The organism is Methylobacterium sp. Leaf112 (assembly GCF_001423295.1).
Taxonomy (GTDB): domain Bacteria; phylum Pseudomonadota; class Alphaproteobacteria; order Rhizobiales; family Beijerinckiaceae; genus Methylobacterium.
In genome coordinates this window covers 22,448-37,550 of record NZ_LMNG01000017.1, presented here as the reverse complement: position 1 = coordinate 37,550, position 15,103 = coordinate 22,448, and the positions used below count along the sequence as shown (strand labels likewise).

At 65.9% G+C, this 15,103-nt stretch carries 19 protein-coding genes and 1 tRNA gene; 9 read left to right on the top strand and 11 right to left on the bottom strand.

Going from position 1 to position 15,103, the window contains the following annotated elements; genetic code table 11:
• From ASF52_RS09765 to ASF52_RS09755, 4 genes are all read left to right on the top strand, one after another.
• Positions 1-250: LysM peptidoglycan-binding domain-containing protein (locus tag ASF52_RS09765; protein ID WP_156630045.1), on the top strand; the 250-nt coding region annotated here is incomplete at its 5' end.
• A gap of 288 nt (positions 251-538) precedes the next feature.
• Positions 539-766: a hypothetical protein gene (locus ASF52_RS22545; RefSeq protein WP_156630037.1), complete on the top strand. Its 228-nt coding sequence runs from the start codon at positions 539-541 to the stop codon at positions 764-766.
• Between the two features lie 91 nt (positions 767-857).
• The gene (locus tag ASF52_RS09760; RefSeq protein ID WP_056171282.1) at positions 858-1,349 is read left to right on the top strand and encodes a hypothetical protein; all 492 of its coding nucleotides are present in this window, start codon (positions 858-860) and stop codon (positions 1,347-1,349) included.
• A gap of 238 nt (positions 1,350-1,587) precedes the next feature.
• Positions 1,588-2,163, top strand: coding sequence for a hypothetical protein (locus ASF52_RS09755; RefSeq protein ID WP_244473765.1), 576 nt, complete (start codon positions 1,588-1,590; stop codon positions 2,161-2,163).
• A gap of 608 nt (positions 2,164-2,771) precedes the next feature.
• Here the strand turns inward: ASF52_RS09755 and ASF52_RS21965 are convergent.
• From ASF52_RS21965 to ASF52_RS09745, 3 genes are all read right to left on the bottom strand, one after another.
• On the bottom strand, positions 2,772-3,044 hold the full coding sequence (locus tag ASF52_RS21965) for a GCG_CRPN prefix-to-repeats domain-containing protein (RefSeq protein WP_056384643.1): 273 nt from the start codon (positions 3,042-3,044) through the stop codon (positions 2,772-2,774).
• 84 nt (positions 3,045-3,128) lie between these two features.
• Positions 3,129-3,533, bottom strand: coding sequence for an EF-hand domain-containing protein (locus ASF52_RS09750; protein WP_056171280.1), 405 nt, complete (start codon positions 3,531-3,533; stop codon positions 3,129-3,131).
• 81 nt (positions 3,534-3,614) lie between these two features.
• Positions 3,615-3,959 carry a GCG_CRPN prefix-to-repeats domain-containing protein gene (locus tag ASF52_RS09745; RefSeq protein WP_156630036.1) on the bottom strand — a complete coding sequence of 115 codons (345 nt, stop codon included), beginning with the start codon at positions 3,957-3,959 and terminating at the stop codon, positions 3,615-3,617.
• Positions 3,960-4,147: 188 nt separating this feature from the next.
• On the opposite strand from ASF52_RS09745, the gene ASF52_RS09740 reads away from it, so the two are divergent.
• Complete coding sequence (locus tag ASF52_RS09740; protein ID WP_056171278.1) at positions 4,148-4,867, top strand: response regulator; 720 nt, start codon at positions 4,148-4,150, stop codon at positions 4,865-4,867.
• Positions 4,864-6,234 (top strand): ATP-binding protein, encoded by a 1,371-nt coding sequence (locus tag ASF52_RS09735; RefSeq protein ID WP_056171276.1) that lies wholly within the window; start codon positions 4,864-4,866, stop codon positions 6,232-6,234. Before ASF52_RS09740 ends, ASF52_RS09735 begins: the two co-directional genes overlap by 4 nt.
• 496 nt (positions 6,235-6,730) lie before the next feature.
• Here the strand turns inward: ASF52_RS09735 and ASF52_RS21960 are convergent, their stop codons facing one another.
• Positions 6,731-7,297: a tetratricopeptide repeat protein gene (locus tag ASF52_RS21960; RefSeq protein ID WP_082515267.1), complete on the bottom strand. Its 567-nt coding sequence runs from the start codon at positions 7,295-7,297 to the stop codon at positions 6,731-6,733.
• 3 nt (positions 7,298-7,300) lie between these two features.
• A complete protein-coding gene (locus ASF52_RS22540; protein WP_156630034.1) occupies positions 7,301-7,687 on the bottom strand; it encodes a tetratricopeptide repeat protein in 387 nt (128 codons plus the stop codon).
• Between the two features lie 618 nt (positions 7,688-8,305).
• Between ASF52_RS22540 and ASF52_RS09730 the strand changes: the two genes are divergently transcribed.
• The 3 genes from ASF52_RS09730 to ASF52_RS09715 all read left to right on the top strand — a co-directional run bounded on the left by ASF52_RS09730 (position 8,306) and on the right by ASF52_RS09715 (position 10,723).
• Complete coding sequence (locus tag ASF52_RS09730; protein ID WP_056171273.1) at positions 8,306-8,788, top strand: Hsp20 family protein; 483 nt, start codon at positions 8,306-8,308, stop codon at positions 8,786-8,788.
• 763 nt (positions 8,789-9,551) lie between these two features.
• The gene (locus ASF52_RS09720; protein WP_056171269.1) at positions 9,552-10,157 is read left to right on the top strand and encodes an SOUL family heme-binding protein; all 606 of its coding nucleotides are present in this window, start codon (positions 9,552-9,554) and stop codon (positions 10,155-10,157) included.
• A 191-nt stretch (positions 10,158-10,348) separates the two neighbouring features.
• Positions 10,349-10,723, top strand: coding sequence for a response regulator (locus ASF52_RS09715; RefSeq protein WP_056171267.1), 375 nt, complete (start codon positions 10,349-10,351; stop codon positions 10,721-10,723).
• Positions 10,724-10,772: 49 nt separating this feature from the next.
• On the opposite strand, the gene ASF52_RS09710 is transcribed toward ASF52_RS09715, so the two are convergent.
• The 6 genes from ASF52_RS09710 to ASF52_RS09685 all read right to left on the bottom strand — a co-directional run bounded on the left by ASF52_RS09710 (position 10,773) and on the right by ASF52_RS09685 (position 15,060).
• Complete coding sequence (locus ASF52_RS09710; RefSeq protein WP_056171265.1) at positions 10,773-10,976, bottom strand: CsbD family protein; 204 nt, start codon at positions 10,974-10,976, stop codon at positions 10,773-10,775.
• 205 nt (positions 10,977-11,181) lie between these two features.
• Positions 11,182-11,273: transfer RNA gene (locus ASF52_RS09705), tRNA-Ser, on the bottom strand.
• A 13-nt stretch (positions 11,274-11,286) separates the two neighbouring features.
• Positions 11,287-12,102: a glycosyltransferase family 2 protein gene (locus tag ASF52_RS09700; protein WP_056171263.1), complete on the bottom strand. Its 816-nt coding sequence runs from the start codon at positions 12,100-12,102 to the stop codon at positions 11,287-11,289.
• A 104-nt stretch (positions 12,103-12,206) separates the two neighbouring features.
• The gene (locus ASF52_RS09695; protein WP_056171261.1) at positions 12,207-13,733 is read right to left on the bottom strand and encodes an acyl-CoA synthetase; all 1,527 of its coding nucleotides are present in this window, start codon (positions 13,731-13,733) and stop codon (positions 12,207-12,209) included.
• Between the two features lie 50 nt (positions 13,734-13,783).
• Positions 13,784-14,671: a tRNA glutamyl-Q(34) synthetase GluQRS gene (gluQRS, locus tag ASF52_RS09690; protein ID WP_056171296.1), complete on the bottom strand. Its 888-nt coding sequence runs from the start codon at positions 14,669-14,671 to the stop codon at positions 13,784-13,786.
• Positions 14,672-14,766: 95 nt separating this feature from the next.
• A complete protein-coding gene (locus tag ASF52_RS09685) occupies positions 14,767-15,060 on the bottom strand; it encodes a hypothetical protein (RefSeq protein WP_056171260.1) in 294 nt (97 codons plus the stop codon).
• Positions 15,061-15,103 lie beyond the last annotated feature (43 nt).

Genomic DNA, 15,103 nt, shown 5'->3' with positions numbered 1-15,103 from the left:
CGATCCGCTCATGCCCGAGGCTGTCCCCGGCGCCGTCTACGTACCGGAAGTGAGGACTGCCCGGATCGAGCGCGGCGACAGCCTCTGGGCGATCAGCCGACGGACCTATGGCGACGGCGACCGCTACACGGCGATCTACGACGCCAACCAGGACCAGATCCGCGACCCGGACCTGATCTATCCGGGTCAGGTCTTCGTGCTGCCTGCCGAGGACGCCATCGATGCCGTTCAGGATGGAAAACGCGGCTGAGAAGAATCAAATCATGATCAAATTCACCAAGACCGTGACCTATGTCCACGCCGCCGCGGCCGTCGTCATGCTCGTCGTCGTCGTCCTTCAATCGACCAGCATGCTGGCGAGTTCATGAGGATCCCGCAGGCTTTGAGGGGCCTGTCACACGTCGGTCTCGGTCGGGAGCATGCAAGGAAAGCTCCGGTTCGAACCTGATGGTCCTTGATCCTTGCACTGACGGGATGGTGTAGGAACGGTATCGTCGCAAGGATGTTTCTGGTCCCTCAGATTAAGCCGGAGGCGTCCATGCGTAACATGCCGTCTATCCTGACCATGTTTTCAGGGCAGAAGAATGCGAGTCCTTCCAGAACAGGGAAAAACGGCCGCATTCGCATCCACTCCGCTCTTCGTGAGGATCATGCCAGGATCTATCCGACCGGACAGAGCTACACCTGGGGAGGGCCGATCACGGCGTCGAACGGGTTCGCGCCGGCTATAGGCTACGACGCTTACCACGGCGGCAATGGCTACTGACCCTGTGACGCGTTGTACCACACCCAACGCCGGAACGGCCGACCAGGCGAGGTTGTTTCTGGCCCACATCTTGAAAGACAGGAGCTATCAAATGCGCAAGCTCGCACTTGCATCCACGGCGCTGCTCGGCCTCGGCCTGCTGGCATCGGCACCCGCCGAGGCTCGCGGCTGGGGCGGTGGTTACGGCCACGGCGGCTATGGCTCCACGGCGCTGCTCGGCCTCGGCCTGCTGGCATCGGCACCCGCCGAGGCTCGCGGCTGGGGCGGTGGTTACGGCCACGGCGGCTATGGCTACGGCGGTGGTTACCGCGGTGTCGGCTTCCGCGGTGGTTACGGTGGGTATCGTGGTTACGGCGGCGGCTATGGCCGCGGCTACGGTTATCGTCGCGGCATCGGCCCAGGCGCAGCCATCGGCCTCGGCATCGCCGGCCTCGCGGCGGGTGCCATCGTAGCGAACAGCTATGGCGGATACGGGTACGGTCGTCCGGTCGGGTACTACGGCGGTGGGTATGGCTACGCGCCTGCCTACGGTTACGCACCGGCTTATGGGTACGGCTATCCGGCTTACGGCTACGGGTACTGATCCAAACGTCACGCCACCCGGCATGACAGACCTAAGTAAGAGTTCGGTGCGCTTGGAGCAATCCAAGCGCACCGAACCTATTTAGTGCAATATCGATTATTTCGTTTGTTTTTGTATCTAGTGAAAATATCTTGAAATATTTGAACATAGTAAGGAATTTTGCGTTGCTCATGTGATGGTTAAAAGGACGCAAATGTCACGTTTTAAGTTGCTCTGTGGGGCCGCGGTCCTCTCTACCATGGGTCTCATGAACACAGCCGTATTCGCGCAGGAAGGCGGCCCCTGCTCGGATGACATCGCCAAGGTCAAGCGCGAGCTCGGGACCCAGGTCGGAATGGGGGCGCCGGTCTCGCAACCCGACACCGGCCAGCGCAAGGGACCGAACGACGGCTCGGCTGACCAAGCCGCTGGTACGACGGCATCCACGGCCAAGCCTGTCGGGAACGCCGAAACAGACCGCGCTCAGCAGGGCGGAGCATCCAAAGCGACGGGTGGATCACCGGGCACGGTCGGCGGCGTCTCTGGGCCAGTCGGAGCCGCCACCGGGACCGGCCAGGCCGACTCGGTCGCAAGCGGGCGGATCGCCACCTCGCCGGCCGACGTCCGGGCGCAGTCCGAGAACAAGCCGACCGCCGCCGTCGAGGCATCCAAGGGCGGCGAGGCATCCGCCTCGGCGAGCCTGTCCCCCGAGGACAAGATCTCGCAGGCAAAGACGGCCTTGCAGCGGGCAACCGACCTCAACGCCAAGGGTGATCAGTCCTGCCGCGATGCCGTCCAGCAGGCTCGTTCGCTAATGCCGCAGCAGGGGCGTTAAAACGCATCGCTTTGGGATCGAACGGATCGCAAGGCTTGTCCAGGAACAGAACCTGCCTTGCGATTGTCTGTGCGGAACGTCCCGGACACCAATAGCAATAGCTGTGTCGTTCCGACATTAGAAAATCCGGCCACGCCACCAAGACGCCCCTGGCTCTCCGAGGCCGGGACCGTGGCGACCCTGCGACCCTTTTCAATACGGTTCATAGGCACCTGCCACAGCATCGAGTCTATTTAGGCTGTGAAACTGCCGGTCGGGAGACGCCTATCTTCACCGTACTTCGATGGGCCCCGGTGGCTGGGGAGCCGGGGGCTCGACGGGTGGATCGATCTCAGGCGTGGTGGGCTCGGGAGCCGGGTCGCCGATAGGCGGAAGAGGATCGTCACCTGGGCGTGGAGTGTCCGACTGCATTCGTCTCATTCCCCTTCATGCTGGACCGTCAAGGCGGCACCTTCGTATAACGTGTGACGTTCGCGATGGTCCCGCCACCGGTCGGATGGGGAAGGGACAATCGGGCGTTTGATGATCCGTGTCCGGCAGCGCCGACATCGGCATAATCACGTCGAACCCAAGCAAACCTATCGAATGCGTTGGGCGCCACGACCGCTTCAGCGACGGCAGCGACCGCCCGGCCCGCGGTAGAGACCCGGAGGGCATCCGCGCGGTGCGCCGGTCAGGGCGCGCCTGATCTCGCCCCGGGGGCCACGGTTGAGACGGCATCCGCCGAACGGGCCGCGATGGGCGCCGAACCCGCATCCGCCGCGCGCCAGAACAATGGGCGCGTCGAGCCCGGCCGGGCCGGGCGCAATCGGTAGGGCCTGAGCCTGACCGATGGCGAACAGCGTTGCGGAGGCGGCGACGATGAGACTTGCGAGCTTCATGTTGATTCCTTGGTTTTGGGGCGACCGGACACGCTTCTGGGTCGCCGTGTCAGGGCGATGGGATAGGGCGGCATTGCCACCGGTTCACTTGCACCAACAGGGCCGTTCCGCCCGCGTGACGCGGCCATCGTGGTCCGCATCGAGACGTGCGAAGCGCTGGGCGAAGACCGCGTCGATCTCCTCCGCCGTGACGTACCCGTCGCCGTTCGCGTCGAGGCGCCGGAAGCGTTTTGCTGGATCGGCCGGCCCCTTCCCGGGATGGGCGGTCCACCAGGCCGTCCACTCAGCCTCGCTGATCCGCGCGTCATGATCCGCGTCGGCCTTGATCAGGCGCGTCCGATGCCGGGCCTGGAAGGTTGTCAGGTCGACGCCATCGGCCTTGGCATCGACTGGCGCCGACGCCTGTGCCGACGGTTGCGGCGTCTGGGCGAGGGCGGCGGACGCCGAGAGGCAGGCCGCGAGGGTGAGGCAGAGGGTTCTGCGTGCCATGGAACGACATCCGTGATGATGGGATGGGGCGGGATCGCGCCCTCCGGCGCGATCCCGGGTCCTCAAGCCGGATGGGCTCGGTCACCAGCGGTGGTGCCAGCCACCGCGCCAGCCGACGTGACGGTAGCCTCCCCAACGGTGCCAGCGCGGACCGCCCCAACCGATGCGACGCGGACCGTAGAAGCCAGGACCGTAGACGCGGGGGCCGTAGAAGGCCGGCCGTACGACGTAGGGGGCGTAGACGACCCTTGGACCGAGGTTGGGTCGGCAGAAGCCGTAGAGGCCACGATGGAAACCGAGGCCGCAGCCGTCGCGGGCTTCCGCCGTTCCGGCCGTGGCCAGCGGCGCCGCCAGGCCGGCGGCCAGGAGCGCCGCCGGCAGCAGGCGCTTCAGTCCGGTGGAGGCGATGTCGGTCAGACCCGTCATTGCAGGTTCTCCCTGGTGGGTGATTGCGATGGGGGGAGATTGCCCGCGCTCTGTCGCAGGGATTTGTCGGCGGATCCCGATTGTGTCGCGGACCGTCGCGGAGTCGGGCGGCCCGACACACATTGCGACAACTTCGTCGAGAGCCGCGGATCGCGCCGCGGTAGAACCAGCGGATGGGACACGCAGCCATGGACCACGCCCACGTGCTGGTGGTCGACGACCACCGCGACATCCGCGACCCGCTCGCGGCCTACCTCAAGCGGCACGAGCTCCGGGTCAGCGTCGCCGCCGACGCGGCCGCCGCCCGTGCCGTGCTGTCAGGCTCGGCCATCGACCTCGTCATCCTCGACGTGATGATGCCCGGCGAGGACGGGCTCTCGCTCTGCCGGCACATCCGCGAGGTCCACGACATGCCGGTCATCCTGCTGACCGCCCTGGCGGAACAGACCGACCGCATCGTCGGCCTGGAGATCGGGGCGGACGACTACGTCGTGAAGCCGTTCGACCCGCGCGAGCTCCTGGCCCGGGTCAAGAACCTCCTGCGCCGCGCCCGGGCGCTTCCCCGCGCCCGCGATATCGCCGACGGCAGCCGCCTCGCCTTCGACCGTTGGGTATTCGACACCGACCGGCGCGAGCTCGTCGACGATGCGGGCGGGGCGGTCGCCCTCAGCACCGCCGAGTTCCGGCTCCTCTGCGCCCTTACGAACCACCCCCGCATCGTCCTGTCGCGCGACCAGCTCCTCGACCTCACCAAGGGCCGGTCCGCCGACGGGTTCGACCGGAGCATCGACAACCAGGTCAGCCGGCTTCGGCGCAAGCTGGAGCGCGATCCGGCACACCCAGAACTCATCAAGACCGTCTGGGGCGGTGGCTACGTCCTCGCCTCCGATGTGAGGACGGTGTCGTGAGGCTGAGACCCGGTTCGCTCGGCGGCCGCCTGGCGCTCCTCCTCGTGCTCGCGGTCGTCGGCGCACAGGCCGTCGCCTTCGCGATGGTGACGCGGGAATCCTCCCTCGTCGGGCGGGCCGTCGCCCGGACCCAAGTCGTCGACCGCGTCGCCACGCTGGTCCGTCTGCTCGATACGGTGCCCCCGGACGCCGTTCCGCGCGTGATCGAGGCCTACGGCTCCCCGCGCCACCGGTTCACCATCGATACGGCCAGCCTGGTGCCGAACAACGCCATGGACGACGATGAGGCCCGGCTCGCCGGCCGTCTCGACCGGCGCATGCGGGACGGCGCGAGCCAGGCCCGTCTGCTCCTGGTCGAACGGGAGCAGGGGGAGGAACCGTCATCGGACCGGCTTGCCGGCAAGCCGCAGGTCCTGCGCGTGTCCGTGCGTCTCGACGACGGTCGCTGGCTCAACGGCGAGGCGCCCCTGGCGCTCCCGACGCCACCCTGGGTCCGCATCGGCCTGATCCAGATCGCCGCCAGCGTCGTCGCCGTGCTGGTCGTGATCGGCATCGCCATGAAGGGCATCGTGGGGCCGGTGAAGGCACTGGCCTCGACCGCCGAACGCGCCGGTCGGGGTGTCGCCGTCGAGCCCTTGCCCGAGAAGGGACCAAGCGAGCTTCGCACCATGACGGCGGCTTTCAACGAGATGCAGGCGCGCTCGCGGGCCTTCGTCACAGACCGCACCCGCATGCTCGCCGCCATCAGCCACGACCTGCGCACCCCCATCGCCTCGCTCTGGCTGCGGGCGGAGATGGTGGAGGATGCGGAGCTGCGCGACGCCATGGTGCGCACGATCTCGGAGATGCGCGAGATGGTCGAGGCGACGCTCGCCTTCGCGCGCGACGATGCCCTCATCCAGGACGACGGACCGCTCGACCTTGCCGCCCTGGTTCGGACGATAGCGGAAGACCACGGGGTTCTAGGACAAGACGTTGCCGTTACCGCTCTGGCGTCCCTCCCGTTCCATGGCCGCGCGATGGCCTTGCGCCGTGCCATCGACAACCTCGTAGCCAACGCCGTCCGCTATGGTGGATGCGCCCGGATCGCCTTGAACCGGCGCGATGGCGACATCGTGCTCACCGTCGACGATGACGGTCCCGGCATACCGCCGGACAGGATCGAGGAGATGTTCGCGCCCTTCGCGCGCCTGGAGGATTCCCGCAGCACCGAGACAGGAGGCACTGGCCTCGGGCTCGCCATCGCGCGTTCGGTCGTTCGTGCGCACGGTGGTGAGGCAAAGCTCCTAAATCGGGAGGAAGGAGGCCTCAGAGCAGAGGTGTCCTTGCCTGCCCCCAAGGGAGATGGCTCCTTGGTGCGCGGTTGAGCGCCGGTCGACCCCACCCGCTGGCTCATACCAAGTCGTGAATACGTAGAAGCATACGACGCCGTTCCTTGCCTATGGGATAACTCGGAGACCTGTCCCCGAACCTCTGCGACCCAAGTCCATACCCGCGTGCGGCAGATGCCGGACATCGTCGGCGACCTGGTTCCAGGCGCCCAACCTTTTGATGAGTTGGGCCGAACGGCTGCCCCGCAGGCCGGCGAGCTCAAGCTTCTTGTCGCGGACATACGTGTCAACGCCGCTCTCCGCGAAGGGCGAGGCGTGGGCCACGTCCCGCCCTAGGCCTTCAGGCCCGGAGGAAGGCGTCAGACGCGTAGAAGGTGCTCCGGCCCGGGGGGAGAGGCGAACGCAATGGCGATGATCGCGACAAGGCTGCATTCCGCCGGGACCTTCTGCCGGACGTTGGGCGCCGGGGAGTTCGATAAGCGTCGTGGTAGCAGCATCGAAGTAAGTATAACTCTTAACAATTGTTTTATAATCAATCAAGACTTCTATTATGATTTGTTATGGCCCCGCGCTTAGCAGCATCTGATGTGTTCCTCAGACCAACTTCGACAGCTTTGTCGTAGTCGGCTTGAGCGCGTTCGAAGTTGCCCTTGACCTTCCAGGCGACGCTGCGATTAGCATACGTGGACAGATCGTTGGGATTGATTTCGATTGCCTTATCGTAGTCGGCCAACGCACGATCAAGATCGCCCTTATCCCTCCAAACGTTACCGCGATTGTTATACGCAGGCGCATAACCTGGGTCGATCCGGATGGCCATATCGTAGTTGGTCAAGGCGCGGTCGGGATTGCCTTTTGCCCGCCAGGTTACGCCGCGCATATTGTACGCGGGTACATACCTTGGGTCGACCTGGATGGCTTTATCGTAATCAGTTATCGCTTGGTCGAGATTGCTTTTATCCCTCCAAGCATTGCCGCGACTTGTATACGCGGGTGCGTAGTTGGGGCTTAACTCGATGGCTTTATCAAAATCGGATAGTGCACGCTCAATATTTCCCTGTCCCTTCAATATTATACCACGATTAAGATACGCAAGCATGATTTATGGGCTGATCTGAATAGCTTTGTCATAGTCGCTCAAGGCGCGATCAAGGTAGCCCTTGATCTCCCAAATTGTGCCACGGTTGGCATAGCCGGCCGCAATTTTTGGATTGATTTCAATAGCTTTGTCATAGTCGGCCAAGGCGCGATCAAGATCGTTTTTTTCTTTCCAATTAATACCCCGTTGAACAAAAATCTGCGAGAGACCCTGGTCGCTTCTGTTGCCAGACTCAATTAAAGCAGTGCACGCTTCGATCCGCTTTTCGATTGCATGGACCCCTTTGCGGTCCCAACATAAATCAAGCTGGGTTTGAGCCAGCGCTGGGCAAGCCAAGCCGGCTATAAGCATAATGCCATAAACTCCTTCCTTAAACGAACAGCGGATCACTGAACCTCCCGTCAGATGACATTAGCATAAAAATCTAAAAGCTAATGCTTTGCAAGCTCATATCAAAATCTAGACCTTCGTAAATCCGTTGTCACTGACGTGTTCTAATTCGGCTTATTTCGATAAAAAGTTCAGCGCCATTCATTGGTATCATATGGAACGGTCGGACACCTAACTAAGCCCCGCGCTGGTGGGCCTGCTCTCAGATTGGACGCCCTGGTCGATTAGTCACGTGATCGCGGTCGCAGACATCGGAAGCGCCGCATGCGCATTGCTGATCGGATCGATCAACCACCCCGATCCCATGCCGAAGGGCCTGAGTGAACCATCGCGGCCATGCTCGGAGTTGAGATGTTGAGCGGCACCAGAGGCTCGACCGCGATGTGTCGTTTATCCAGGTCGCGTAACCGAACGTCTTGTTCGACCCGTTCGACGCAGTGCGGAAAGCCTCAGACCGGCATCCCACACACCGAGTGAACATTATCTTCGAAAAAAGGGGAACCATGGCGCCACAAAAACGTTTATCGCGCGCGGGGCCGGAATTCGGCTCTCTGAGCGGGCGCCGGGTCAGGCATCCGGCGACCCTTGTCATCACGTTGCTCCAAGGAGGATGTGGTCATGAGGACCCTCGATTTCGCCCCTCTCTACCGTTCCACCGTCGGCTTCGACCGTTTGTTCTCCCTGCTGGACCAAGCCACCCAGGCCGAGATGTCCGCGACTTGGCCACCCTACGACATCGAGAGGGTGGAGGACGATGCGTACAGGATCACGATGGCTGTCGCTGGCTTCGCGCCCGACGAGATCGATCTTACCCAGCACGATACGACCCTCCAGGTCACCGGCCAGAGGAAGTCGTCCGAGGGTGAGCGCCAACTCCTGCATCGCGGCATCGCAGCCCGAACCTTCCGTCAGACCTTCAACCTGGCCGACCACGTGAAGGTCGTCGGCGCGAACCTGGAGAACGGCCTGCTGACGGTCAACCTCAAGCGCGAGGTGCCGGAGGCTCTGAAGCCGAGGCGCATTCCCATCGGCGGGACGCAGGCCGCAGTTGGCCAGGACAACGCACAGCCTCGGATCGAGACCGAGCGCAAGGCGGCTTAAGTTCCGCCACCCGTCGAATGCCTTCCCTTGCGTACCGGCGAGGGAGGGTACCGCCCATCCAACCCATCTTCAGGAGGGATGATCGATGTCGATGATGGAGAGCTTCAGTTCCCGTACCAGCGCCGTGAACCCAGTGGGCGCGCATCCGGCCTCGTTCGAGGCATGGCAGGCGCTCGTCGCTCCGGGCGACGTGTTTCGCCACCCCAGGGAAGTGTTGGCCCACCCCGGGCTCTCAATGGGGGAGAGGCGCGCGATCCTCGCCTCCTGGGCGTCGGATGCGAGCGCCCTTGAGAACGCGCCGAGCATGCGCTGCCTCACGGGCAGCAGGGCCGAGCCGGTCTCCGTCGATGCCGTCCTTGCTGCGCTTGGCGAACTTGACCGCAAGTCGGCTCCGAAGTTCGGGTCGGTAACGTCCGCAGGCCAGCCGAGGCAGCCCAGGCAAAGACGGCTAAGACGTCTCGCTGACCTGCACCGGTACGTTCGCCCGGGACGCCGTGACGATGACGACGATCCGCCGCCGTGCCCGGTGATGTCGATGCCGCGTCCGAAGACGCCCCCGGATGCCTCGCTGGCCGCTGCCATTCCAGCCTAGCGGATGGCATCGTTCCCTGACGCCGTGGGCGTCCTAGATTGATCCGGACGGCCCGACGTTCCGCTTGGCGGCAGCGTCGGGTCGTCGCGCGTTTTCACGAAAGCGGATCAAGGCGGTGATTGCCCCTAATCGGTCGCTCTACGATTTCCGCCGGTCACCGAGTGTCACCCGATGGATAAGTTCCTCTACTATCTCGTCACCCTCTTCGAGTCCGTGCTCGGGGTCTTCGGCGTGCGGACCTTCTATGACCAACCCAGGTACGCCGTCGTCGAGCGTCTCGACCGTGGCGTCGAGGTCCGAGCCTACGAGCCCCGCCTCGCCGTCGAGACCGACGGGCGCGGACAGGGTGATGGCGAGGCGTTCGGACGGCTCTTCCGTTACATCACCGGCGCGAACCAGCGGGGCGACCGCATCGCCATGACCGCCCCCGTGGAAACCGGAGGTCAACGCATCGCGATGACGGTTCCGGTCGAGCAAGGCTCAGGGGGGACGATGCGGTTCTTCCTTCCACGCGACGTAGCCGAGGCCGGGGCCCCGCAGCCCACCGAGCCAGGCGTCCGTCTTGTCCGCGTCCCGGCCGAGAAGATCGCCGCCCTTCGCTTTTCAGGCTCCATCACGCCGGAGGCTCGAACCGAACAGGAGCGTATCCTGACCGAAGTGCTTTCCATCGCCGGCCGGAAGGCCAGCGCTCCCGCCGTCTTCATGGGCTATGACCCACCGTTCGCGATCCCTTTCCTGCGCAGGAACGAGGTCGCCGTGAGACTCGCGATACCTTGAGACCGTGGACTGGCATGACCCGGGAACAGGATTGGCCACCGGCTACCGTCCTGGAAGGGCCTGCATCAGGCTCAGGGGTTTCCTGCCCTGAAGCCTGATGGCCGGTCGCCCGGGTACGAGCTACGCACGCGACAGTTCGACAATCGAAAAGGAAGCCGGCAACCGACACCGCCTTGCTTGGTTGGGTAGCCATGTCGGCGAAGCGTGCCCCGGAATCATCGGCCATTCTCGTAGTTAAAGACGATGACCTCGTGCGCACCGTCGCCGTCGAGTTGTTGGAGGATGCCGGCTACGCGGTGATCGAGGCGCGCCATGCCGACGAAGCCTGGTTCATCCTGCATGAGCGTTCGGACATCGGCGTGCTCTTCACCGACGTCGACATGCCCGGATCGATGTGCGGTGCGACCTTTGCCGGGAAGGTTCACCAATCCTGGCCGGACATCCGATTGATTCTGACGTCCGGTCGTCGGCGTTTCGCCGATCACGAGATCCATGAAGGCGGCCTGTTCCTGCCGAAGCCCTACAGCGCCGTTCAGGTCATCGACGCCATCCATTACGCCGATTGAGCCAGCCTTGGCGAAATACGGGGCGGACGGGCCGCCCCGTGCAGTTGGCTTACGCCTTGCCGGTGACCTTGTCGGCAACGTGCTTGGCGCCGTCCTTGACGTCGCCGGTCGTCTTCTGGGCCTCGCCCTTGAGTTCCTGCGCCTTGCCTTCGGCGTTCAGCTTGTCGTTGTCCGTCGCATTGCCGATGCCCTGCTTCACGTCGCCGACGGCCTCGTTGGCCAGACCCTTGATCTTGTCGGTGGTGCTGCTCATGGCGGTTCTCCTTCGCGACCAAGCCGGCCACGGGTGCCTTGAGCGGCTATGGCCCGAACGCCGATGCGCCGTATCCACCGAACGGGAGCAACCTGCACCCAGGCTTTTCCACACCTGAGAGTGCGGGGACATATCGGGGACAAATGCCGTTTTCAGGCAGCAGAAAACCCACTAAAAACAATGAGTTATGAAGAGCTTTCGTAAGTGGCGGAGACGGAGGGATTCGAACCCTCGATACCCCTTTCGGGGTATGCTCATTTAGCAAACGAGTGCCTTCAGCCGCTCGGCCACGTCTCCGCAGGCCGTCGATCTAGAATTTCGCGTCGGGGCGGTCAAGCCGCGAATCCGTGCTGGTGTGAGAATCTGCCCGGCGGCGCTCGTAGTGCTTGGCGACGCGCAGGTGGCGGGAGATGGCGTAATTCATTGCCGTGAGGAAGCCGTAGGTGCCGCGCACGAAATGGCGGCGGCCGAAATAGGCCTTGAGGAAGTTGCCCGGCAACTCCACGAACAGGCGCCAGGTCGGGATCGCGACGCCGCGGGCCGCGAGATCGTCGGCTTGCTGGTCGGAGTACCGGTTGAGCTTGTCGAGCTGGTCGCCGAGCGAGCGCACCGAGAAATGGTGGATCACGCCGCGCAGGGTGCCGACGCTGGCGCCCGGGGCGAGGTCGACGCGGTCGTGGACCGGGGACGGTGAGTAGCGGCCGCGATCCTTGCGGTAGAGGCGCACGGGCGTGAGGCGGTAGGCCCAGGGATGCGGGCGCCCCTCGCCGGGAAAGATCTCCGCGATGGCGATGCGATAGGCCGGGTGGCGCGGCTCGCCTTTGCCGAAGGCGGCCCGGATCGCGGTCGCCAGATCCTCCGGCACCACCTCGTCGGCATCGACGTTGAGCAGCCAGACGTGGCGACACTGGTCCTCGGCGAAGCGTTTCTGCGGGCCGTAGCCGGACCAGCCGTTGTGGATCACCCGGGCACCGAGGGACGCCGCCAGGGCCTGCGTGCCGTCGGTGGACCCGGAATCGACCACCACGAGATCGTCCGTCAGGCCCCGCACCGCCCGGATCGTAGCCCCGATGCGGTCGGCCTCGTTCTGGGCGATGATGAAGACCGAGAGAGGGAGGGGAGGCATCGCGGGGCGGCCATCTTTGGCGAGAAACGTTGCAAGCGCCCCCGCTCTATCGAGCCCCCCCCGACGCCACAACCTCGGCTGCGATCGTCCGAGGTGCGTTCGTCTCAGTCCTGTCCGAGGCGGCGGCGCTGGATCTTTCCGTTTGGCGTGCGCGGCAGGGCTTCGAGGAAGCGGATCGCGCGCGGGCACTTGTAGGCGGCGAGATGCGCCTGGCAGAAGGCGATGAGGGCGGCGGCATCGGGGGACGCCCCGGCTCTCGGCACCACGAAGGCGGCGATGACCCGGAGGTCGGCGCGGACGCCGAGTTCAGCGACCCCGACTTCGGCGACGTCCGGGTGACGGGCGAGCACCGCCTCGACCTCGCTCGGCGAGACCCGGTAGCCCAGCGCGTTCATGAGGTCGTCGTTGCGGCCGTGGAACCAGAGGTAGCCGTCGGAATCGAGGCTGGCGAGGTCGCCGCCGGTGAACCAGTCGCCCCGGGTGACCGCCGCGTCCTCGTCCGGCCGGTTCCAGTAGCCGAGCATCAGGCCGGGCTCGGAGCGGTGCACAGCGAGCAGGCCGATCTCACCCGGCGGCAGCGGCTCGGGTGCACCGTCCGTGGGCAGTATGGCGACGCGGCGCCCGGGCTGGGGACGGCCCGGCGAGCCGGGGCGCACGGGGATGGTGGGACCGCTCGACACGTAGGTGGAGATCTCGCTCATGCCCAGTGCCTCGTAGAGCGGCTTGCCCGTGGCGTCCGTCCAGGCGGCGAGGAGTTCGGCCGGCAGGGCCTCGCCGGCCGTCACGCCGTGGCGCAGGCGCGTGAGGTCGTGTGCGGGGAGGTCTGCGTATTTGAGGATCTGGCGGTAGAGGCTCGGCACGGCGGCGAACAGGGTGGCGCCATGGCGAGCGATGAGGGACGGCCACACGGCCGGATCGCGCGGGCCGTCGTACAGCACGGCGGTGGCGCCGCAGGCCCACGGATCGGTGACGCCGACCCCCAGGGTGTAGGTCCAGTTCAACGTGCCGGCGTGCAGCATCACGTCGGTGTCGGTCAGGCCGAGCCAGTGGGCATGCATCGGTCGGCGTCCGCGCACCGAGCGGTGGGCGTGGCGCACGCCTTTGGGTCGGCTCGTGGTGCCGGAAGTGTAGACCAAGATCGCCGAATCGTCGGCGGCGGTGTCGGCGTAGGCCGGCAGCGGCGGCCCGGCCTTGAAGGCAGCGATGTCGGCGGGCCGCAGGACGAGGCGGCCGTCCGTGCTCGCGGGATCGAGGGCGATGTCCGCGCCGGCGGCGATCACGGCGGCCCCGGAATCGCGCGCGAGGAAAGCGGCCTCGGCGGGCGTCAGCTGGGGGGAGGCCGGCAGGGCGACGAGGCCCGCGGCCAACGCCCCGAAATAGGTCAGGACGTAGTCGGCCTCGTGGCCGAGGCGGATCATCACCCGCGCACCGGGTGTCAGGCCGCGGCCGAGAAGACCCGCCGCGATTGCCCGGACGGCCCGATCGGCCTCGGCGAAGGTCAGGGTGGCGGCGGCTCCGTCGGCGCCCGCCATGACGAGGGCGGCTTTGTCGGGCCGCAGGCGGGCGTTCTCGGAGAGGCAATGGGCGGCGGCGTTGAAGCGGTCGGACACGGGTACGGGACTCTCCGTCACGGAATTTTCGGTGATGAGAGGCGCAAACGCGCGCCCGCCGCAAGGGCCCCTCAGGAGAAGCCGAGCTGCGCGCGGATGGACTCGGGTTCGACGCCCTGCGCCCGCAGGTCGGCGAGGCTCTGGGAGCCGCGCGATTTGGCGAGCTTGGCGCCGGTGGCGTCGAGCAGGAGGGCGTGGTGGTGGTAGCGTGGGCCCGGCAGACCGAGGAGCGCCTGCAGCAGCGCGTGGAGATTGGTGGCGGCCAGGAGGTCGGCGCCGCGTACCACGTGGGTGATGCCCTGCGCTGCGTCGTCGGTCACAACGGCGAGGTGATAGCTCGTCGGCACGTCGCGGCGGCCGATGACGCTGTCGCCCCAGCGGGCCGGGTCGGCACGCACGGACCCCGTAGTTCCGTCCGGTGCGAAGGTGGAAAAACCGGACGGGCCGGGCGCAGCCGCGCATGCGCGGTCCATGGCGAGGCGCCAGGTGTGCGGTTCGCCCCGGGCGATCCGGGCGGAGACGCTGATCTCCGGTAGAATCCGGCACGTGCCGGGATAGAGCGGCGCCCCATCGGGATCGCGCGGGAGTGGGCCATCCCCGGCGGCGGCCCGCGCCGCCGCGCCGACCTCCGAACGTGAGCAGAAGCACGGATAGGCGAGACTTCGGGCCGCGAGGCCCCCGAGGACCGACCGGTAGGCCGGCATGCGCTCGGATTGGCGCAGAACCGTTCCGTCGAAGGCGATCCCGAGCCAGGCGAGGTCATCCTGGATCGCCGATACCAGGTCGGGCCGTGAGCGGCCGGGATCGATATCCTCGATGCGCAGGAGGAGGCGCCCGCCCCAGCGCCGGGCGAGATCGGCGTTGAGCAGGACCGACCAGGCATGGCCGAGGTGCAGGCGGCCGTTGGGGCTCGGCGCGAACCGGAAGGTCGGCGCGAACCGGAAGGTCGGCGCGGTCACGGGGGCCGCCGGCTCAGAGTGCTTCACAAAACTCCCGGTCACCATCGGTTCTCGCTCTGAGCACGGCGGCGCAACGGGAGTTCTGTGAGAGACACTCAGTCGCCGACGCGGCGCAGGCAGCGCATCTCGGACGGCACGCAGGCGATGCCCGGCAGGGAGCAGGCGGCCCCTTCCTCCCGGCGCTGGCAGACACGGCAGCCGTCGCCCCACTCGGCGCAGGTGTGATCCGCGCTCGGCGCCACGACGGCCGGCCTGTGCGAGGCCGGAGCCAGGGTTCCGATCAGAACCGTGGCGAAGACGATCGCCGCGATACCGGCGAGGATGCCGCGGTCGTGGCGGGCGGACGAGGGGTCCATCGTCGGGGCGTCGAAAGTCTGGAAAGCGGCCATGCGCCCGTGTTCGCGCGCCGGCCCGGACCTGTCAACGCGGCCC